Raw genomic sequence first — 22343 nt, 5'->3', positions numbered from 1 at the left:
CTTATTGCCTCACCATAAATTGGGAAAACATCAATAGACACCAGAGAGATGCGCCATGATCACGGTAGCCGTGCTGATGATCGTGCACCATGCGTTTTAGCCAATCGACATTGAAAAAACCGCTATCACACATTGATTCAGACAGAATATGTTTGTGCAGACTTGGCTGTAAGCTGGTGCGAAACCAGTGTGAAATAGGCATGCTAAACCCCATTTTGGGGCGGTATAGAATGTCATTGCTGACGTGGAATTCGAGAGACTTTTTAAAGGCGTATTTCCCTTCATTTCGCTTGATATTATCCCTGCTATCAATACGAAACGCCCATTCAACAAATTCATGATCAAGCAATGGAGATCTTACCTCGAGTGAGTTAGCCATACTCGCGCGGTCTACTTTGGTGAGAATGTCACCAGATAACCATGTCTTGATATCCAGATACTGGATTTGCTTAAGTGGATCCTCTGAGGGTAAATGGTTGGCATGTTGATGAAGTATTTCAATAGCGTTATAGCCATTAAGCTGTTGGCTGTATTGGGTGCTGAATAACTGCTTTCGTTCATCTTGACGCAGTTTTGAGATTGAATTGGCGTAGCCTTCAACCATATCCAATGCTAATGACTGAAAGGTTGTTTTTGCCCTGAAGGGGCGGGGAGCCCAGTCAGCCTTCGGGTAGAGTCGGCCAAGTGAACCAAACAGTGGTCTGCGAATTTGGCGAGGAATCGCATCTCGTAATTTTTGCTCGGCAAGGTGCATACGATGGCGCCGGTATCCGCCAAAAATTTCATCACCGCCATCGCCAGAAAGCGCGACTTTCACTTGTTGGCTGGCTAATTGGCAAACTTTAAAGGTGGGAAGAGCAGAGCTGTCCGCGAAGGGTTCATCGTAAATATCAGCAAGCTGATCAATCAAACTGATGTCATTGGGGCTAACAATATGTTGGGAATGTTGAGTATGGTAGCGTTCAGCAATTTGCCTAGCATAGCTACTTTCATCAAAGTCTTGCTCATCAAATCCAATAGCACAGGTATTAACCGGCCCGTTTTGCAGTTCTGCCATGAGAGAGACGATGGCACTGGAATCGACGCCTCCAGAGAGAAATGCTCCAAGTGGTACATCAGCGATCAGTCGGATATCCACCGCTTCTTTGAGTTTCTCGACCAAGGTTTGTTGCGTCTGCTCCCAGTTCAGCGCTTGTTCTGGTACCTGCAAGTCCCAGTACTGACGAGGGTTAACGCAACTGCCTGGCTTGAGTGTGAGAGAGAACCCTGGTTGAAGTTTGAAGATGTGCTGATAGGCGCTGTAGGGATCAGGGATATAACCGTACATAAAGAATTCTTCAGCCATCTCCGGACGTAGTTGCTTGTTAACATCAGGATGCTCGAGTAACACTTTGAGCTCTGATGCAAATAAGAACTGCCCGTGATGGGTCACGGTGTAAAACAACGGTTTTTTACCCAGTCGGTCACGACAGATAAACATCGTCCGGGTATTAGTATCCCAAAGAGCAAAAGCGAACATCCCCCGAAAGCGTTTAACGCACTCTTCCCCCCATGACTCCCAAGCATGAACAATGACTTCGGTATCACTAAGAGTACGAAACTGGTGACCCAATGCGGTTAGCTCTGCCGCAATTTCTCGGTAGTTATAGATCTCTCCATTAAATACCACGACAATGCTCTTGTCCTCGTTGAACAATGGCTGGTGGCCACCGGATAAATCGATAATTGATAATCGGCGGTGAGCAAGAGCTGCATAGGTATCGAAGTAATAACCTTCATCATCGGGCCCGCGATGGCTTTGTCGGCGGTTTATTCTCCGAATCAACGCAGGCTCAATAGTATGAGGCCGGTCTAGGTTAAACACGCCAGATATTCCACACATTTTGCAACTCCCTGTTTTAGCGGTTTTTATGGTATTTGATGAGAATAAGGCACCATGATCTATTGGCCTGCTGTATTTTCAGCCAGCCATTTTCGTGCATTTTGCTCGGCGAGTTTTGGGCTGGGGCTTGTAATGGCGAAGACATCGGCATAGCCTTGCCCCCCTCGGATCAGTACCCCCGCTTTGAACAATTTGATCGCCACAGGATCATTACTGCAAAATGAATTAATGCAGTACCAGTATAAAAGCTGGATTGTTGTTCCGTTTTTACTGGCTAATGAAAGGCTACTGGCTTGGGTTGTTGCATCTAATGCCAGAGAGTTATTGTGCTTTATTGACCAAGTCTCTTTATCGAACAGAGTGTTTTCGCTGCTGATGAGTTCGCCGTTTTTTTGCCATAATGCATAACGTGCAGTATAGAAATAGGTGTTACTTTCTGGCTCTATGGCCAATTGTGTTTTTGATGCGTAAGGGAAAGTGATTCCCCACGCAGTATTATCTGCGGGGTGACTGTCACTGACCATCGGTGATGTATGATGGATCACCTCAACGTACCGAGTGATATTTCCCCCCCATACCGCAAAGCTAAGTAGAATAATGCAGATCAGGCTAATCGCTTTGGTAATCGGAACATTCCTTGAGGAACGGGCTACTGAGAGATCCGCTTGGCGCGATAAAGGATCGGCAAAATAGTTTGCCACCCAAAAAATACAAACAATAATCATACTAAAGAAAGCCCAGCCATAAATGAGATGGTCAGCCCCCGTTGCATGCGTCATGTCTGTTAGGTGTCCGGTTAGAATAATACCAGCTACGCGAATACCATTTGCAATGATTGGGAATACAAACGAAAAGCCAATAAAGGCAACACGCTTCCACGGTATAGAAAATTGCAGATAAGCAAATAAGCAACCTAATGCAATACTAGAAATGAGAAACCGGATCCCTGAACAAGCTTCTGCTACAAAAAAGTGCCCATTAGGAATTGTGATAGATAAGCCATCATGAAAAACAGGAATATTGAATAGATGCAAAAAGAAGATAGCCAATGTTGCCGTGACGGTTTGCAAGGGGGCGATGAGCTGCTCACCGAATGGTACACAAAAAACGAGATAGCAGATTGGGAACCACATCACTTTAGCACGAGGTGCCCCTAATAATGCCCATAACAGCAGTTGCAAACTGATAATCGCTGCGAGATGTTCAAATAAAGCTATATTAGCCACATAGCCAATGAGCCAGAATAGGTTAACGAGTGGTAGCAGGCAGACAGGTTGCCATGCAATGGCGCGCGGTTGTTGTAAAAAAAGTTGCCGTTGCTGCCAAGCAATCCACAGGCAGATCGGAATGATAAGAAAACCATGTGCATAGGTTTTTGATGAACGCCAAACTGATATTATATCTAGTAAGGCGTATTGATAGAGCAAGAGCCAGCAAATGATCGGTAGTAAGATAAGTGCGTTTCTATATTGTCCCATTATCGATCCTTTGTGTGTCAACATCAGAGGGTTCAAGGTAAGCGAGTAGTGGGTTAAGTTTGGCTTCCCAGCAAAAGTGTTGCTCAATCCATTGACGCAATTCTATTGCCTTGATCGGTTGCTGTATTAATTTATCGATAAGCCAATCGGCAATATCACTGGGCTCATCTGAAACAATAAGGTTTTCAGAAGGACACGGGTCCATGCCCTCAATGGTCAATGATGAAACGATAATGGGCGTAGCCATCGCCATTGCCTCTAGCATTTTATTTTGAACACCACGCGCAATTTGCATTGGGGCAATGGCCGCTTTTGCATAGTGTAAATAGGGGCGAATATCCTTCACCCGTCCGGTGACTGTAATGCCAGGGTAAAGAGAAAGCGCTTGAACGGTTGAGCTGGGTGAGCTGCCGACAAGATACAGTTTCGCATCGGGCTGAGAACGGTGGATCGCCGGCCATACATGTTCACTGAACCAAAGAACAGCATCCTCGTTAGCCCAGTAATCCATCGCGCCGGAAAAAACAATGTAGTTCTCGGAAGCTAGTGAATATGCTTCATTGAGCATAAAGTGGGCATCAGGAGAAAAATAACTATAGTTTAATCCATTTTCGAGAGGATGAATTTTATCTTGTAACGATAGCGGTAACATTGCTTTAAAGGCATTCGTTTCCGTTTCGGTGACAAAACAACTAATAGACAACAGGTCAGCGACTGTTTTTTCATATTCACTGAGCTTCTTATATTCACGGGAATAAATAAATTTCATGATCCCGTGTGTTTTATCTGCATATTGTCGCCATTTATCAGAGTCGATGTCAGCAAAATGCATCACGGTGTGTAACTTTCGCGGTGGGTTAATTACATATTGCGCCATACATCCTGAATAAACGAAGGCTTTATCAATGTGATAGCGGTGGATTGTTGAGTCTACCCATTGCTGCATCGACTGACGATGATAGAAGGGTAGCGTAATAGGATTACCGTTTAATAACGAGGTTAACCCTTTGAGTTTACTGTAGGTAAGAGAGATTGGTATGAATATAGATCGCGTACAAAAATGGGCGACTTGCTGCTCATATTGCGTGTCGAATGTATCATCAATAAAGCAGCCAAGGTGAATCTCATAATGCTGGCTGAGAAATTTCAAAATATTGAATGTCGTTATCTTATCCCCTTTATTCGGAGGGAATGGGATTCTGTGGCATAAGAATAATAGTGGTGCTTTCATCATGTCATCCTAAATATTTTGAAAGATAAGGACCTAATTGTTGACTGATACCCAACGGGAGTTTTTGCCATATTTTGATAAAAAAATTGTATTTAGGATTATTGGGAGAAAGGTTCGGAGGCGATGTAGATCTCACTAAAGCAATACGATAGTGCAGTGGCACTTCATTCATACCCCAATGTTTTTTATATTTATAGGATCCTGAATGCAGTTTGCTCCGGCCAAAATCAAAATGCGTCATTCCTTTATTATGCGCAATATGCATCAGTTGAAAATACATGAAATCATTACTCTTCAGTTCTCTTGCTTCATATTTTCCGCCTCCATAGTAGGGTAATACTTGATTTTTGTAGTAAAAACTTAATACTCCTGAAACGGGTTGCTGTTGTTTGTCTTGTATGATTAATGTTTCGCAGCGCTCATTGAATGTTTGTTGCAGTGCCGTAAATAATCGAGCAGGAAAAACCGGTGTACCCAAGTTGCGGACACTTTCTGCATAAAGGTTAAAACATTGCTGGGGTTGAGCACTGTTATCCCATTGCAGCTGATTTTTCTGTGAATGACGTATGACAGCACGTTGCTTGCGTTTAATCGTTGCAAGAATCAAATCAGGATCTTTAGGGATAGGGCATTGAAACGAAGTATGATGATTATGTTTCATCCAAGGGGGCTGAGTTTCAACTGGGTGCTTATCTCTCAGTTCAATATAGTCGACGTTGAGTTGACAGCCCAGCTCATAGGCGGCACTCTCCAATTTTTCTCTCACTGATTGATTATCGGATAACACACCGCCGTAGACACAAAAAGGGGTGGAGATAAGAGCATGGCCAAACAGCCAGCTTTTTTGTTCAAATAATGGCAGTACTCCAACCAGTTCTGTATTTTGCTCTGCCAGAAGGTAATGATGTTTATGACCAAAAACAGAATGAATTACGTTTAGCCAGCCAGAAAGATGAAAGAAACTCCCCTCTGGGTGCTGATCAACGTACTTATCCCATTGTGGGTGTTCGCTTGGGGCTAATTTCCGTATAGAGAGGTTTTGCATTGTGCTCTAGCCTATGTAGTTGATAAACAGTCTTCATTGTGTCCCATTTAAAATCGATCAATAAACGATTAAGCCGTTGCTCCATTCGACTGAGATTAAGGTAATGCCGAAACTGCGATTTTAGTGAAATATCGTTAACATGAGGTTGTGCAGGGTCTATTTCCCAAGGGTGAAAATAGAAACTGTATGGCTGGCCCGTTTGTTGATGAAATGAACGTATTAAATAATGGCTTAAGCGATAGGGATAAAATCGGAAATATCCTCCTCCACCGATAGGAATATTTCGGCCAAATTTGGTGAGGGTCGGAATAGGCACTTCGATGATCCCTTCTGGACGCTGATACTTGAATCTTGGCCAGTCAGGCACCCCATATAGATCATGCTTGATGGGATAGGTACTACTTGAATACGTAAACCCTAATTTTTGCAATACCTCAAATGCCCATGGAGTTGAATGGTCAATAGAAAAGCTGGGGGCACGGTAGCCGTAGATTGGTTTATTAATCAGTGATTCGATAGTGTGCTTAGAGCGAGCAAGATCAGCATAAAACTTAGCTTGTGAGTGTTGATTGACATGCAGATGTGCAAAACCATGACTTGCAATTTCATGACCTTCGGCTGCAATAAGCTCAATGAGTTTAGGGCATGCTTGAGCTACCCAACCTAAAACAAAGAAAGTCGCTTTTACATCATTATTATCAAGAAGTTGTAGGATGCGATGTGTACAGGCCTCGACACGAACAGGGTATTTATTGCCCCAGTCATTCGGTGTAATTACCGATGAGAGTGCTGCAGCATGAAAATAATCTTCGAGATCAATGGTCATGGCATTGGTAATGCGATTGTCTGGAATATCTGACAAAATATTCATAATTATCGTCCTTTCCCAAAGATTACAATTTCTGATGTCCTTATAAGAATCAATAGATCTAAAATAAAACTACGATGTTTAATGTAATACAGGTCGAATTTAAGCTTTTCTTTGGCGTCGTTAATGTTGTCACCATAGGGATATTTCAGCTGAGCCCATCCAGTTAGGCCTGGTTTTACTAAATAGCGGTGGGTATAGAAGGGTATGTCATGTTCAAATTGTTTCGAAAACTGAGGCCTTTCAGGACGTGGACCAACAAAACACATGTCTCCAATAAGAATGTTGAATAATTGAGGTAGCTCATCGATGCGATATTTTCGAATAAAATAGCCCACATTGGTAATTCTATTATCACTTTTTGATGACATCATTTCACCATTTAATTCAGCATCTTCAATCATACTTCTGAATTTATAGATGGTGAAAACTTTCCCTTTTATGCCCACTCTTTTTTGTGTGTAAAAAATAGGTGAAAATATCCCATCTTCTATTTTAATTAAAATTATAGTTAAAAAGATTAATGGCCATGTAATAGATATAACAAGTAAAGTGACAAATGTGTTGAAAATCCAATTAAAAATTTCAAATAATTGATTTACATCGCTTTTGCTGTTGAATAGAACAAAAGAAGGATGTATGTGGTTGATTGCTATTTGCCCAGTTTCACGTTCAACAAAGTCTATTATATCTAGAACTTGTATATCATGCAGTTTGCAATGGAAAAGGCTATTATAGGGTAAATTGTTTCGACGCTCATCTAATGCAACTACAACTTCATTAATATTATTATCAATAATAAATTTTTCAAGAGGCATAGTTAATTCAATAGGTTTGATATAATTATCATCATAAGTTTTATCACCATTAATTTTGACATAGCCAATAATATCAAAATTCACACGATCAGTCTTACGTCGCATTGTGCTATGGATTAATTGTGCTCTTTGTCCGTATCCAATTAACAGTACACGACGTTTTCCAAGACGTTCATAATGACAATTAATAGCGATAAAACGACTGAAAACCAGGGCTGATAGTGCGGAAATGTAGATTAATTCATGTGTATGAGATGATAAATAATAATGAGGAGAGATAAGTGACAGTGTTACCATGAATAAATAAGCTAAGAGGATTGCTACAACCAAACGAATAATAATACCATTAAAATTTTCTCTTATTTTCTCATTGTATAAACCAACAGCAAGGATGGCTAATTGTATAGGCAGTGTAAATAACAAAAAATGGACAGTGACAATCAGAGATTCAACCGATATCTGAACTACTTCTTGTCCTAACTCGTTGTTTTTAATTGAAAAATAAAAAACAAAACTTAATGTTATAAAATCTAAAAATATTAATATTGCATTGCTGATATTGAGATCATGGAACCCTGATTTTTTTATAATCATTACACGTTATCTTCCACAGCGGTTATGTTGATTTTTATCATTTGATTGTAGCTGAAAATTTTAATATGAAAAAAAAATGCTAAACAAAAAAATGGTATATAGTTAAGTAAGTACAAGTTATGTGGTGCATCAGAGGCATCAATTGGTAAGAGCGGAAAGGATACTGGCTATGATTAAATGTGGATTGGTGACATCATATTATTTAGTTATTGGAACATTACTCGCAGGAAGTATGAGTGGATGCTCATCAAGCAATATTTTTGCATTACCTCCCGCAACACCACATGCGTCATTAACCAAAAATATTAATGATTATAACTATTTAATAGGGCCAGGTGATAATCTTACAGTTTTTGTTTGGGGAAGCGCTGAAATAACAGGTAGTTATATTGTGCGTCCGGATGGAATGATTTCAACTTCCCTTGTTGAAGATATTCAAGCATCAGGGCGGACACCAACAGATTTAGCTCGAAGCATTGAGGCTCATTTGGCTGAGTATATACGAGATCCCATTGTGACGGTTATGGTAGCTGATTTCGTCGGTCCATATAGTGAGCAGGTGAGGATTATCGGCGAAGCATCGCAACCAAAGGCAATAAACTATCGAGAAAATATGACATTATTAGATGTAATGGTTGAAGTTGGGGGATTAACAGAATACGCAGATGGGAATGATGCAAGGCTGATTAGAGTTGTAAATAACCAACAGAAGCAATATTCATTGAGAATGGGTGATTTAGTAAAAGATGGTGATATTAGAGCTAATGTCGATATTCTCCCCGGTGATATAATTATAATTCCTGAATCTTGGTTCTAACCCTAATATTTAATTTTAGGTTCTAACATAGGTGTATTATGAAAGAACAACTTGAATTATTGCAGCAATATTTTTATGGGGTATGGCTCAAAAGACGGTTGGCAATAATAATTATTTGGACACTATGTTTGAGTGGTTGGACGGTGATTACGATATTACCCAACGAGTATACATCGGAAGCACGCGTATACGCTGATACACGAACAATATTGAAGCCATTATTAAGAGGTATTGCCATCGATAATGATCCAACGAAAGAATTACAGTTAATGGTTAAAACGCTATTGAGTAGGAGAAATCTTGAGACGATAGCAAGATATACAGAAGCTGATTTAATGGTTGATACGACGAATGATTATGATGAACTATTAGATGATTTAAAAAACAACATTAAAATTCGTTCAGCAGGGAAAGAAAATTTATTCACAATTAGTTATTTTGGTACGGATCCAAAATATGTTAAAGATGTTGTACAAGCTGCACTTGATGTATTTGTAGAAAATGCGGTAGGGCATAAGAAGCAAGATTCTAAACAAGCAAATGAATTTTTAGTCTCACAATTAGCCTTGTATGAAGATCGCCTTTTAGAATCAGAGCGAGAACTTGCTGAATTCAAACGACTGAACTCAGCATATGTCATTGGATCTGATAATGGCTATGCTCTGAGATCAGAAAGTCTGAAATACGAGATAGAAGAAACACGATTGAAACGAAAGGAAGCACTTTCAGCCCTAGCATCTGCGCGTAGGCAAGTTAAAAATGAAACCGTTGGTACTTATAGCCAGCAGTCAACAATAAAAACAGAGTTTGATATCAGGCTAGAGACATTGCAGGCTAGGTTGGATCAGCTGTTATTTAGATACACAGAAAAGCATCCGGATGTAAAAGAAACACGAAGACAAATCGATACGTTGCATCAACAGCGTTCGACGCTAATTCGTGGCGGGCAGGTAATCAGACCTGATACGCCGATGCTCCAAGAGATGAAACTAAATATTAGCAATATAGAAAATTCAATTGCTTCTCTGACAGCAAGAGAATCAGTACTGATTGAAAAATTGAATGAGGTAGAGGGTAAACTTTTAAATTTACCCAAAATAGAAGCTCAGCTGACAAGTTTAATGCGTAATTATAAAGTGACAAAAGATCAATATCATCAGTTACTTGAAAGACGTGAATCAGCAATGATTTCACAAGACGTTGACGCAAAATCTGATCAAATATCATTTAAGATTATTGATCCACCATTGTTACCAAGAATTCCATCTGGCCCTAATCGACCTCTGCTTCTATCAGCAGTATTAATATTATCTGCAGGGGCTGCATTATCGATTGTTTTCGCTATTAGCCAGTCGTTACCGGTTGTTTATTCATCAAATCAGCTATATCAACAAACTCAAATTTCAGTATACGGAGAAGTATCATCTGGTGGGATTGATAGTAAGGATAATTATATTCGAAACCAAGTCATGAATAGTACTTTTCATCTTTTTTTAATATTAGTCGGTTTCATTATGTTTTTCATTATTAACAGTCTATCTCTTGTACAGCTAGCAACATTAAAAATGCAAGGATTATTATGAGTATAATTGAGAATGCAGTCAGCAAAAACATATCTTACTCAAAATCCAAGGCTAATTTGAAAAACGATGATGCTAGTCGTAGTGAGAAAGATATTGAGTTATATTCAGAATGTGGAGTCGATGATCAAGATGTCTTAAACAGTGGTAATGATGAGACAAAACGGAATATCAAAACTGAAGTACATCAAAAAAAAACAAGCCAATTATCTACAGTTATTAAGTTTTTTAATTTTTTTTTCAAAAAAAAGAAAATTACAAATAGAGATGCAGCCTTTAAAGATCAAGGTCGTGGTAGCACTTGTTATGTTCCAGCGATTGATAGTATTAAAGGAAAAAAACAGTTATCGAGTGATACCCTTATTATTGATGACAATTTGATAAAAGAAAAGGGGATGGTATCTCATGGCAATGATCTTGCTAACCCTGAAATAACAAATGAATATCGTTTAATAAAACATAAGGTGCTACATAATATTAAGCAATTGTCATTAGCTGAATCACCTAATTTTAATATGTTAATGGTAACAAGCATTAACCCTTCTGAAGGAAAAACATTTTCTGCTATTAATTTAGCCCTGTCAATTGCTTCTGAAAAAGATAATACAATCTTATTAGTTGATGCCAATACTCATAATCCGAGTATTTGTAAGACATTAGATATAAAAGAGCATCAAGGATTAATTGATTATTTGTTGGGCGATATAGATGATATTGGAAAAGTGATATATAACACGACCATTAAAAATTTCAATATCCTACCTGTAGGAATTGCTCATCACTCAAGTAATGAATTGCTATCCAGTATTAAGATGCAAGAGTTAGCCAAAGAACTCTCTCATCGCTATCCGGATAGGGTTGTTATCTTTGACTGCCCATCTTTACTTGGCATTGTTGAGACGGTAACGATGTCAAGAATTGTTGGGCAGGTTATTGTTGTTGCGGAACATTCTTATACTAAGTTATCAGATATAGAAAAAGGTATAGCAGAGCTTAGTGATGAATTAAAAATTGGGTTTATTGTTAATAAAGCAATAGGCGGTTCATATAGTCGATATGGATATGGCTATGAAAAAAAGATTTAAGATAGTTAATAAATTTTTTGTTTTTACGACTTTATTATCAACGCAATGTCTAGCAGAAATACGTGAGTTTACCCCTTATATTGAACCAGGGATTATATACAGCAACAATGTGTATCAGTCAGCAAACGATGAACAGTCAAGTTTTATCACGTCAATTGAAGCTGGATTATACAGTAGAGTACTCAGTGATGAGCAAAATTTTATTCTTAAGTATAATGTAAAACAATTATTTTATAGTCATGACTCAGAAGAAAAAGACACATATCAAAAATTATTTTTTACTGCGGATAAAAAAATTCATCAGTCTGGTTTAAAGATAGATACAATTGCGACAATTTATAATATTTCAGAATCAATCAATAATAATCCCAATGCTGATATTTACTCTAAAAATACAATAGAAAGTAAAAACGCTGAGATTGGGGTGAGTTTTTTAACCAATCCAAGATCTAATATTGATTTCAATGTTAGAGCTTACGGCATTGTCACTGATAATGAAGATAATGTGGGAAATTACGATGGATATGGTGCAACGGTTGATTTTAATAATGGATTAAATCAAAAAACTTTTTTCTGGAAAAGTAGTGGCTTCTATGACGAAAAAAGAGATCGCAATGATAGTTCAACAACTAATCGTAGCTACTTTACCGGAACATTAGGCTATCAAAATCAGTATAGAGTATCACCACTGGTTCGAGTTAACTACGAGAATTATGATGGAGTTAGTGATTTAGATAGTGAGGAAATGTTTAGCTGGGGTCCTGGTATACGCTATTTTATAACTAAGTATTCATATTTTGAGCTAAGTTATAATTTTTCTGAAAAAGAAAGCGTTTCTAATTTCTTTGGTGGAGGATTTAACCTTGCACCATCACCGAGGTTACTTTTGAATTTTAATTATGATAAGCGTTATTTTGGTGATGCTTATTACTTTATGTTGAGGAATAAGTCTCGTAGATTAATTAATACAGTTAGTTATACGGAAGATACGAATAATTTTGATAGGGATTTTTACAGTACTGATGATGATATTGAGGTGTTTACATTAAATCGTCGATTGGAATGGTTAACAGAATTATCTGGACGATTAAATCGCCATGCATTAAAAATATTTTATCATGAAAAAGATCCCATTAATGATAACTCCTCAATTGAAGAGGAAGAAGGTGTTGGAATATCACTTATAGGAACATACATTTTATCGCGACGAGTAGAAATAAAATCAGAAATAACATATACTCGGTATAAATTTGATCGGTCATCTTCATTAATTCAAAAAGATGCGTATTTTGATTTTACACTCAACGGTAATTATAAAGTATATCGTAATGTCTCAACTAAAATAGCATATGATTTTAATAAACGTAGTTCTAATATTTTCAATCGAAAATATTCTGAAAATAGAATATATCTAGACTTTAAGATGGAGTGGTAACCTATGTACGAATCATATTTTGGTTTTAATGATAAACCGTTTAAACTCACTCCAGATCCACGTTTTTTCTATGCGAGTGAGAATCATAATAAAGCAATGTCATATTTACATTATGGTTTTGAACGCGGTGATGGTTTTGTTGTGATTACCGGAACATCTGGTATGGGAAAAACAACAGTTGCATGTAATTTGACGAATTCATTGGATAGTAGAACCATTATTATAAAAATTAACACTGCATCACTATCCTCCTATGATATTATTAAAATGATAGCATTGAATTGTGATTTACCTGTAAGTGGGTTATCTAAAGCAGAGATATTAATGGAATTGGAGCAATATTTTCATCTTGTTCATCAAAAAGATAAACGAGTTCTTATTGTTATTGATGAGGCTCATCATTTATTGCCTGAGCAACTTGAAGAGTTGCGTATGTTATCTAATTTTCAATTTGATAATAGACCACCCGTTCAGACATTCTTATTTGGTTCAATTGAACTTGAAAAAATGATTCGAGCCCCTGGAATGGAACAGTTTCGACAGAGAATTATAGCATCATGCCAGCTTAATGCTTTTGATTTAAAAGATACACATGCCTATATTGAAGACCGCTTGAGGACTAGTGGGTGGGAGGGAACACCGATGCTAGATCGCAGTGTCTATTCTCTTATTAAACAACAAACATTAGGTATACCACGAAAAATTAATTTATTGATGGATAGGGTATTTCTTTTTGCATATTTGAGTGAAGTAAAGTTCATCAATGTGAATATTCTTAAAGAAGTGCTGGTCGATATGTCAGATGATCTCTCATTTTCTATTGAAGAGCCAATAGTGAATCAACATATGACAGAGATAACGCAAAACGAAGAATCAATAAATGTATTCGATGATGATGCAGATGTAACCCTGACAGTGGGTTCAACCTCTCAGCATAGAGTTGATACATATGCTGAATTTGACAAATGTGATCAACCTTCTCCAAAAATTGTAGTCGAATCTCAGACGGATTATGAGGAAACGCATCAAGAAAATATCGATCTTGAGTTGCAAGCCGATCCTAAAATTATTGTTGAAAAGAATAGTAATGCTGAAGTTGAGAAAGTCATTAAAATCCTTGAACTAGTCAGTGATGCGCTGGATAAGATGATAGTGAGAAAGTTAGCAACAATTCAGTACTTCGATAAGATGATAATAAAAAAACGCCGCCAATCTTCCATGTCATACACTGCAGATAAATCAGATGAAAGTATTCTTAATGAAGATAAAGTTAGAAAGGTATAAGCTTTTATTCTAATCACTTTAGTATTAACATCATTTGAAATTATTTGTTTTTTGAGGTTTATAATATATGATGCATAGGAGGTTACGTATATAACCTCCTTATGCATTGTTTGCGTTTAAATCATACTTTTCTAATAGTGCGTAGAGTGTTGGTCGTGTAATACCCAGTAGTGCGGCAGCTTTTGATATATTTCCAGCGCTAATGCTTATTGCTTGTAGTATTGCTTTTTTCTCAACACTTTCTCGAGCCGTACGTAGATTCAATTCGAGTGTTAAATTATCACTGAATATATTACAAACACATGATAAATCTTCTTTTTTAATGAATTTACCGCGAGCTTTTAAGATTGCTGACTTAATGGTCGCATCAAGCTCGGATAGATTTCCGGGCCAATCATAGTTGTACATCGACGTTATTGCATCATTAGTGAAACCATTAATTTTATATTTATTTGTTAATTTTTCTCGTTGTAAAAAATGATTAGCAAACAATAGAATGTCACTCGCTCGATCGCGTAGGGGCGCAATATTAATTTGGTTGCAACTGAGCCGTACATAGAGTTCTGCAAGAAAAGTACACTCTTTTACTTTAGATTGAAGTGGATAACTGCTGGTACAAATTACATTAACATTAACAACTCTTTCATCCTTGTGATGAATGATTTTTTTTGTACGAAGATATTCTAATAATCGAACTTGAGCAGTTAATGGTAATAGGCTGATTTCTTTTATAAATAATATTCCGCCATGCGCCTTTTCTAGTAGTCCAGCTTTTGTTACTTGATGAGAATCTTGTACATTGAAGTTATAGCCAAACAACTCAGATTCTATTGAATCTTCTGATATTAGGCTGCAGTTTAATTCTACAAGAGGATTGTTCGAGCGTTCACTTTGGCGGTGAATTTCGCGGGCAACTGTTTTTTTTCCTGTACCTGGTTCTCCAGTGATTAATGTTGATATATCTGCTTGTGCGATGCGTTTTATCGTCGGAGTAATATCGTGTATTTGAGATCCTATTAGAAAGTATTCACTGTAATTTGATTGCTGTTTTTTCAGACTTTCCATTTCTAGATTGATGACATTATAGGCCCTTTCAATGATCACTTTGAGTATGTTGGCATCAATCGGCTTATGATAAAAATCATGAGCCCCAATTTCGATAGCGTTTAATGCGTGTTTTTTCTCATCATTGCCTGTTATTACAATGACTTTTGTATGGGGGGTAAGTGCAATGATCTCTTGAAGAGTTTTTAATCCTTCAGCAGCATTGGTTTGATCGGGGGGGAGCCCTAAGTCTAAGGTGACGACTTTTGGCTCATAGCGTCGAACTGCCGCAATGGCATCTTGGCGGTTTTCGGCAAAAATCAGGTTATATCCGGCTAAATGCCACTTCAATTGTTTTTGTATTCCAAGATCATCTTCGATCACTAGTAATGTATCCATGGATTCCTCTTCTTTGGATATTGTCATGTTAGTACTCATTTGCTGAACAATTCTGAATATTCAGTTGGCTAAGGGGGAATGAAATGATAAAGCGAGTTCCTTTGTTTATCGTAGACTGAACCTGGATGGAACCATTAAGTTGTTCAAATAAGAGCTTTGCATCGTAAGCACCGAGCCCCATTCCGGCATTGCCTTTAGTACTATCGAATGGTTGAAATAATCGGGTATTAATAAACGCGTTACTCATGCCGTGACCTGTATCTGAGATAGTTATTGAACAATGTTTTCCTTCAATTTGCAGCGAAATATGGACTTTACCATCAGGTGGGGTTGCATCTTGTGCATTTTGTAGTAAATGGTTGAAAACGTTTTTTACGCGCTCTTTATTGGCTTTTAGGTAGAGTAAGTCATTTGGGGTAAAATTTGGTTTTGGTTGCTGTGCAGCCCTTAAGGTACAGGCTTCTGTGATGACAGATGTTAGTTCAAACCAGTGGATATTTTCGTGTTCAATGCGTTTATTTTTCAGTTGGCTTAATACTGACTCAAGACGTTGAGAGGCAAAGTCGACGGTTTCAAAGGCATCGTCAATAAACTCAGGGTTATGTTTGTGTTGAAGAGCATTTTGATTGAGCAATTGTAATTGTGTCAGTACATTTTTCAGATCATGGACGAGAAACGATGACATTTTATTAAAGGTGTCGAACTGTTGAGTGATCGCCAGTTTCTTATTTGTTTCATGCATTGCGAGATAAACGCTAATTTGGCTACTGATCGCTTTCATTAAATCTCGATCTTCCCAGTTAACTTGATCAGTAGAGGTCGGTTTAGCGAGGAGAAAAAGCCCCTGCAAATCATCACTGGATGTGAGAGGAACCATTAATGAAAAATGACAGGGATTCGGTATTTTCTTATGATTGATTAAATAAGGCGGGGATTCTTCTCCGGTCGCTAATTTATTTATTTCTGAAATCCATAATTTATCCATTGAGGGTTCAGCCAGTAAATCGATCAGTACTGTGATATGTGCATGTTCAGCAGGACAATTAATGTTAGCTACAGTAACCAGCACGCCATGTTGCCGAAGAATAAGTACGCCGTGATTACAACCAAAAGGCTCGAGCATCGCGGTTAAGGCTCGCTCATAGGGGGAGCACTTGTTATTTTCCATCGTGGAATAAAAGCTCATCCATTCTTTTCGGTATTCATATTTATTGGCATAAAAATGCTTTGTAATAAAAACCTTAAGTTGTTTTCGTAGCGGTTCAGAAAAAAATAACCCGACGAGTATGAGACCACTGAACGAGAAAAAGAGCATTTGGGCAATGTCTGCCCACTCAGAACCGATGGATTTAATGTAATAGCTCGTCATCGCCATGATGAGCAGATAAAACCCTGCAGCGAGAGATAGGGTACTATGAAATACCACATCTCTGGATATATAGACGTTGCTTCCCCCGCTTTGAATTCGACGTGTTGCGAGAGCAATAAAAGGAATAGATATTGTAATTAACCATCCGCGTGCTTGCCAGTATGGAGAGGCTAGCGTATTAGTCAAAAAGGCATCAGCATAAAAAGCGAAATTATAACCAAAAATTAGGCCGAGGCCGAGACAGAGAGGTCTAATGGCTTCATATGTATTTTCTGGATGATTATGACGGTAAAGGCTTTCAATCAGCCATAAACCAATGGTTGCCTGTATTAGGTGGAGAAAGAAAAAGGTTGTTTGATCCAGAAGAGGATATAAAAAATGTGAAAGTTCAAGAGCGCCGATTATAGAGATAACCCCTGATAGCCAATACAAACGGTGTTTGAATAGATTTGCTAGACCAGCACTACCCGTAATCATAGTGATGAGAAGGAGTGTTATCACAAAGTTGAACAGGCTTTCAGCCATTAAAGAAGGAAGTACCGAATAGTTGTAAAATATTTTTGAGCTACTGATTACGGCCCAAATACAACCACTTAAGCAGGTTAAAAGTAACAGTTTCTTTCGAGAGCTATTTGAGTTGTAAGTGGGTATTAATAAAAGGAATAGACAAGCAAAACCAGCTGTGGCAATCCAATAGCCAATAGAACTGAGCTGTTCTAGCATGTCACCCCCTATATTTATCTATATAGAGCGTAGTTGAATATCAAACCATATGGCTATAAGAAAGCGATTATAAATGGGAATTTAGCCGCTCTGCATTGAGGTTGCCATTATGCCTATTGCACTTTTTCGTTATGGATACAGGTCGAGTCATCAGTAAAGTGATCGTGTAAGAGGCTGGATGTATTGACTGACATTATGCAAGAGAGGATCAGAATTATACAAAGGTTAAGCATAAAAATTAGACATAATCTTGCCATTATTACCCCTTAAAATTCCCCATAGCAATATCCCTTCCATGTTATATGAGCTATGAACAAATTTACGAAACGCTATGGTATGCCTTTGTTAAAAGAAACGTCCACAGGCACAATTATTGATTATAAAAATTAGTCATGTCTAAGCTGCTCATCAATGACATTATGCAGGAAAGACAGCGCAGCGCGGTGGTCATTGCGACTCATAAACCATTGTTTTTGATTGATTTCGAGTGGTAATAATTCAAGCCAGCGCTGACAGACCCATGTCATGTCATTATAATCAGGCATCGCGTATTGGGATGCATGCTCTGGGTATTCATCAAACAAGGCCCTGAGGCTGTTTGAAATATCTCGGTCAGCAAACTTGATGCAGGTGGGAGACCAGTTGGACATTGGTGTCACATCACCAAAGCGTAAACCGTCGTCTTCTTTCCAATGTTTGTTGATAAGAAATTTTTCGACGCCTTTGATAGTTATGCCCAACAGGCCATCGGGGAGCTGTTCAAAATCAGTAATGATGACACGAGTGCCAAAATGGCAAAGTGTTTTTTCATCTTTCATACAGATCCCAAAGCCATCTCCCGCGGCCATTGCGAGTTTTACCAATCGGGTATAGCGTGGTTCGAATATCTTTAGTTTACTGATCCCACCGGGAAGTAGGTATATATCTAATGGAAATAATGGTAGTTGCATAGTACTAGCCTTACTGACGTTATTCATTATATATGGCCCAACTGCATGATGGGTTTGTTAACGTTCAGGAAAAGTATAAGCAGACAATTTCTAGACGTTGTCTGCTTTTCGATACTAGTTAAGTGCAAGCTTGATAGCTGATATAAGTTGGCTAAGTTCTTGTTGATTAATAATAAAAGGAGGCATTATATAGACAAGTGTGCCAAAAGGGCGAATCCAGACACCGCTGTCAACAAAAGACTTCTGTATCTCTATCATGTTAACGGGCTCATGCAATTCTACGACGCCAATGGCACCCAGCCAGCGGACATGTTTCACTTTTTCTAATTTTTCAATCTCAGGAAGGGATGCAGCCAGTTGTTTTTCAATGCTATTTACTTGATGTTGCCAGTTACCGCTAGCCAATAGATCAAGGCTGGCATTGGCAACAGCACAAGCTAATGGATTACCCATAAATGTCGGCCCATGCATGAAGCACCCCGCAGTGCCGCTACATACTGTATTTGCGACATGGGTTGTCGCTAATGTGGCTGAGAGTGTCATATATCCACCAGTCAGCGCTTTTCCGACACATAAAATATCAGGACTGATACCTGCGTGCTCGCAGGCAAATAATTTTCCAGTGCGACCAAACCCGGTCGCAATTTCATCCGCAATTAATAGTATTTCGTGTTGATCACATAACTCACGAACTCGCTTTAGGTACATAGGATGGTAAATCCGCATTCCCCCCGCGCCTTGAACGATGGGCTCAATAATCACTGCCGCTATATCGTTAGTGTGAGTGTCTAGTTGTTGACGAAAGTCATCGAGATCTGACTCTTGCCATTGGTCGAAAAAGCCACATTGCGGAGAATCGGCAAAAATATGCTCAGGCAAGAAACCTTTATACAGACTATGCATGGAGTTGTTGGGATCAGTGACTGACATTGCCGCGAATGTATCGCCATGATAGCCATGCTTTACGGTTAGGAATTTTGAACGAGGCTCCCCCTTGGCATGCCAGTATTGCAGAGCCATTTTGAGAGCAACCTCAACCGCCACGGAACCTGAATCGGCAAGAAAGACATGTTGTAATGGTTCGGGGGTGATATTAACCAGCTTCCTGGAGAGTTCTACGGCGGGCTGGTGAGTGATACCGCCAAACATTACGTGTGACATTTTATCTATCTGTGTTTTTGCTGCTTCATTGAGCGCAGGGTGATTGTAGCCATGCACTGTAGACCACCAAGATGACATGCCATCAATGATTTTTCTGCCGTCTTCTAAGTGAAGATATACGCCGCTGGCACTGTCAACGGGGTAGCAAGGGAGCGGATTTAACGTTGATGTGTAAGGATGCCAGACATGTTGCTGGTCATATTCTAGATCTACTCTATCGTATGTATTTTGCACAAATGTAAACCGTTGCTATTGTTGGAGGTTGACAGTTTACTCACTCTACGTAGACTAGCCAAGTCACAAGAAGCATATAATGTATTTAGGCTTGGAGGGGGGGTAAAACCTGCGAGCTGATAACAATAATAAGAGGTTATTACACGTGGAAGTACGTCACGACTGGACCGTCGAAGAGGTTCACGCCTTATTTGACAAGCCATTTATGGATTTGATCTTTGAGGCGCAGCAAGTTCACCGCCATCATCATGAGCCGAATAAGGTACAGGTAAGTACCTTATTGTCGATTAAAACAGGTGCTTGTCCTGAAGACTGTAAATACTGTCCGCAGAGTGCTCACTATCGTACTGATGTGGATCGTGAACGTTTGCTGGAAGTGGAACGGGTACTCGATGCGGCAGAGAAAGCTAAAACATCCGGAGCGACCCGCTTTTGTATGGGAGCCGCTTGGAAAAACCCGAAAACCCGCGACATGCCTTACTTACTTGAGATGGTACGTGGCGTGAAGTCGATGGGATTGGAAACCTGTATGACCCTCGGGATGATCACGGGCGATCAAGCAACCGAACTGGCGAGTGCCGGACTGGACTATTACAACCATAATCTCGATACCTCACCAGAGTTCTACGGCAATATTATTACCACGCGGACTTATCAGGATCGCTTAGATACCTTGAGCCATGTGCGTGACGCGGGGATGAAGATTTGTTCGGGTGGGATCATCGGCATGGGTGAAAGTAGCCGTGATCGTGCCGGATTGCTGGTCGAACTCGCGAACTTACCCACACACCCGGAAAGTGTCCCAATCAATATGCTGGTGAAAGTGAAAGGGACCCCGCTTGAAACGGCAGAAGATGTTGACCCCTTTGACTTTGTCCGCATTATTGCCGTTGCGCGTATTATTATGCCAAATTCTGCCGTTCGTCTTTCAGCAGGACGAGAAGACATGAACGAGCAAATGCAGACGCTTTGTTTTATGGCTGGAGCAAATTCAGTTTTTTATGGCTGTAAATTGCTGACAACGCCGAATCCGGGCGAAGATAAAGATATGCAGTTGTTTGTGAAACTGGGTATTAACCGAACGGAACAAGCGGCTAAGCCTGATGAGATCCAGGCTGAGGAACTTTTGGGCCAAGTGGCTGAACGAGTTGCCGCTCGTCCAACAAAAGATGATTTGTTCTACGATGCCTCCCTTTAAGCAACGGATCACTGACGCCCTTGATGAGCGTTTATCGCAAGGGCTTTATCGTCAGCGTACTTGTCTCGAGCGTGAGCAGAGGCATATTGTTAGTGATAACAACGCCTATCTGAATTTTTCCAGTAACGACTATCTGGGGCTAGCTCAATCGCCGGAATTGATTGAAGCTTGGCAACAAGGCCTTGCCAGATTTGGAACAGGCAGTGGTGCTTCGCCTTTAGTCACGGGTTATCATGCTGTGCATCGTGAATTTGAGACCATGCTGGCCCAATGGCTGGGCTATGAACGCGCATTGTTGTTCAGTAGCGGTTTTAGTGCGAATCAGGCGCTGCTGTTTAGTCTGTTACAAAAAGGGGACTATTTACTGCAGGATAAGCTTAACCATGCCTCGCTGATGGAAGCGGGTATGTTATCCGGGGCGACCATGCGTCGGTTTGCCCACAATGATTCCCATTCCCTTTCTGCGTTGCTCGATAAGCTCCCATCGGATGCCCATAAGCTGGTGGTGACGGAAGGAGTCTTCAGTATGGATGGCGATCTCGCGCCGCTAGAGGATCTTCAATCATTGTGTCAGCGCTCAGGCAGCATGCTGGTTGTCGATGATGCGCATGGTTGCGGTGTGCTTGGCGAAGCGGGGCGAGGCAGTAGTGCGAATGCCGGTATTGTCCCTGATATTATTGTCGTCACTTTTGGTAAAGCCTTCGGCTTACAGGGGGCAGCGATTCTATGTGATCACGATGTAGCGGAATATCTGGTCCAGTTTGCCCGCCACTATATATATTCAACATCAATTCCTCCTGCGCAGGCTTATGCCTTGAGTAAAGCGTGTCAGCTGATCCAGCAACAGCAGTGGCGACGGGATAAATTAGCCGAACTGGATGAGTTACTGATAGACCGACTTGATCCTGCTATTCGTTTAATGGCAACGTCAACGCCAATAAAACCGTTGTTGGTCGGAGAGAGTGATCGAGCGCTTCAGATCTCAGCGGCGTTACGAGAGAAAGGTCTATGGGTCAGTGCTATCAGACCACCGACTGTGCCGGTTCATTCGGCCCGTCTGCGTATTACCCTGACGGCATCACATCAGCAGGATGAGATTAAGCAGTTAGCAGAGGCAATTAACGAGGTGTTTTATCGTGAATGAAGTT

17 protein-coding genes are annotated in these 22343 nt (G+C 39.7%); 7 read left to right on the top strand and 10 right to left on the bottom strand.

All coding sequences use genetic code 11. The features are described from left to right. Nucleotide 1: 1 nt before the first annotated feature. From L4D12_RS04040 to L4D12_RS04015, 6 genes are read right to left on the bottom strand one after another with little or no spacing between them, the layout of a single operon-like run. Nucleotides 2-1882 (bottom strand): XrtA/PEP-CTERM system amidotransferase, encoded by a 1881-nt coding sequence (locus L4D12_RS04040; protein ID WP_428446534.1) that lies wholly within the window; start codon nucleotides 1880-1882, stop codon nucleotides 2-4. A 59-nt stretch (nucleotides 1883-1941) separates the two neighbouring features. Then, nucleotides 1942-3360: an exosortase A gene (gene xrtA, locus L4D12_RS04035; RefSeq protein WP_428446533.1), complete on the bottom strand. Its 1419-nt coding sequence runs from the start codon at nucleotides 3358-3360 to the stop codon at nucleotides 1942-1944. Next, nucleotides 3347-4594 (bottom strand): TIGR03087 family PEP-CTERM/XrtA system glycosyltransferase, encoded by a 1248-nt coding sequence (locus tag L4D12_RS04030; protein WP_428446532.1) that lies wholly within the window; start codon nucleotides 4592-4594, stop codon nucleotides 3347-3349. Before L4D12_RS04030 ends, xrtA begins: the two co-directional genes overlap by 14 nt. A gap of 1 nt (nucleotide 4595) precedes the next feature. After that, a complete protein-coding gene (locus tag L4D12_RS04025; protein WP_428446531.1) occupies nucleotides 4596-5636 on the bottom strand; it encodes a FemAB family XrtA/PEP-CTERM system-associated protein in 1041 nt (346 codons plus the stop codon). Then, nucleotides 5581-6507 carry an XrtA system polysaccharide deacetylase gene (locus tag L4D12_RS04020; protein WP_428446530.1) on the bottom strand — a complete coding sequence of 309 codons (927 nt, stop codon included), beginning with the start codon at nucleotides 6505-6507 and terminating at the stop codon, nucleotides 5581-5583. Before L4D12_RS04020 ends, L4D12_RS04025 begins: the two co-directional genes overlap by 56 nt. A 2-nt stretch (nucleotides 6508-6509) precedes the next feature. Continuing rightward, the gene (locus L4D12_RS04015) at nucleotides 6510-7916 is read right to left on the bottom strand and encodes a TIGR03013 family XrtA/PEP-CTERM system glycosyltransferase (protein WP_428446529.1); all 1407 of its coding nucleotides are present in this window, start codon (nucleotides 7914-7916) and stop codon (nucleotides 6510-6512) included. A gap of 169 nt (nucleotides 7917-8085) precedes the next feature. Here L4D12_RS04015 and L4D12_RS04010 point away from each other — a divergent pair, with 169 nt between their 5' ends. Genes L4D12_RS04010 through L4D12_RS03990 form a run of 5 tightly spaced genes read left to right on the top strand, consistent with a single transcriptional unit; the run spans nucleotide 8086 to nucleotide 14117 of the window. Continuing rightward, nucleotides 8086-8733 carry an XrtA/PEP-CTERM system exopolysaccharide export protein gene (locus L4D12_RS04010; protein ID WP_428446528.1) on the top strand — a complete coding sequence of 216 codons (648 nt, stop codon included), beginning with the start codon at nucleotides 8086-8088 and terminating at the stop codon, nucleotides 8731-8733. 38 nt (nucleotides 8734-8771) lie between these two features. Then, nucleotides 8772-10316, top strand: a complete 1545-nt coding sequence (locus L4D12_RS04005) for an XrtA system polysaccharide chain length determinant (RefSeq protein ID WP_428446527.1) — start codon at nucleotides 8772-8774, stop codon at nucleotides 10314-10316. After that, nucleotides 10313-11398, top strand: a complete 1086-nt coding sequence (locus L4D12_RS04000; RefSeq protein ID WP_428446526.1) for an AAA family ATPase — start codon at nucleotides 10313-10315, stop codon at nucleotides 11396-11398. Before L4D12_RS04005 ends, L4D12_RS04000 begins: the two co-directional genes overlap by 4 nt. Then, entirely contained in the window at nucleotides 11382-12833 is a 1452-nt protein-coding gene (locus L4D12_RS03995; RefSeq protein ID WP_428446525.1) for a porin family protein, read from the top strand. The genes L4D12_RS04000 and L4D12_RS03995 overlap by 17 nt, the downstream gene beginning before the upstream one ends. Nucleotides 12834-12836: 3 nt before the next feature. Then, entirely contained in the window at nucleotides 12837-14117 is a 1281-nt protein-coding gene (locus L4D12_RS03990) for an ExeA family protein (RefSeq protein WP_428446524.1), read from the top strand. Between the two features lie 99 nt (nucleotides 14118-14216). Here L4D12_RS03990 and L4D12_RS03985 read toward each other — a convergent pair whose 3' ends face one another. The 4 genes from L4D12_RS03985 to bioA all read right to left on the bottom strand — a co-directional run bounded on the left by L4D12_RS03985 (nucleotide 14217) and on the right by bioA (nucleotide 19997). Then, the gene (locus tag L4D12_RS03985; RefSeq protein ID WP_428446523.1) at nucleotides 14217-15587 is read right to left on the bottom strand and encodes a sigma 54-interacting transcriptional regulator; all 1371 of its coding nucleotides are present in this window, start codon (nucleotides 15585-15587) and stop codon (nucleotides 14217-14219) included. Nucleotide 15588: 1 nt separating this feature from the next. Continuing rightward, entirely contained in the window at nucleotides 15589-17652 is a 2064-nt protein-coding gene (prsK, locus tag L4D12_RS03980; RefSeq protein ID WP_428446522.1) for an XrtA/PEP-CTERM system histidine kinase PrsK, read from the bottom strand. Between the two features lie 386 nt (nucleotides 17653-18038). Next, a complete protein-coding gene (locus L4D12_RS03975; protein ID WP_428446521.1) occupies nucleotides 18039-18602 on the bottom strand; it encodes an LON peptidase substrate-binding domain-containing protein in 564 nt (187 codons plus the stop codon). A gap of 114 nt (nucleotides 18603-18716) precedes the next feature. Beyond that, complete coding sequence (bioA, locus tag L4D12_RS03970; RefSeq protein ID WP_428446520.1) at nucleotides 18717-19997, bottom strand: adenosylmethionine--8-amino-7-oxononanoate transaminase; 1281 nt, start codon at nucleotides 19995-19997, stop codon at nucleotides 18717-18719. Between the two features lie 145 nt (nucleotides 19998-20142). Between bioA and bioB the strand changes: the two genes are divergently transcribed. Beyond that, nucleotides 20143-21195, top strand: a complete 1053-nt coding sequence (gene bioB / locus L4D12_RS03965) for a biotin synthase BioB (RefSeq protein ID WP_428446519.1) — start codon at nucleotides 20143-20145, stop codon at nucleotides 21193-21195. After that, nucleotides 21182-22339, top strand: coding sequence for an 8-amino-7-oxononanoate synthase (bioF, locus tag L4D12_RS03960; protein ID WP_428446518.1), 1158 nt, complete (start codon nucleotides 21182-21184; stop codon nucleotides 22337-22339). Before bioB ends, bioF begins: the two co-directional genes overlap by 14 nt. Nucleotides 22340-22343: the final 4 nt, after the last annotated feature.

Source organism: Photobacterium nomapromontoriensis (genome assembly GCF_050336815.1).
Lineage (GTDB): Bacteria > Pseudomonadota > Gammaproteobacteria > Enterobacterales > Vibrionaceae > Photobacterium > Photobacterium nomapromontoriensis.
This window is presented reverse-complemented; position numbering and strand designations above follow the sequence as displayed.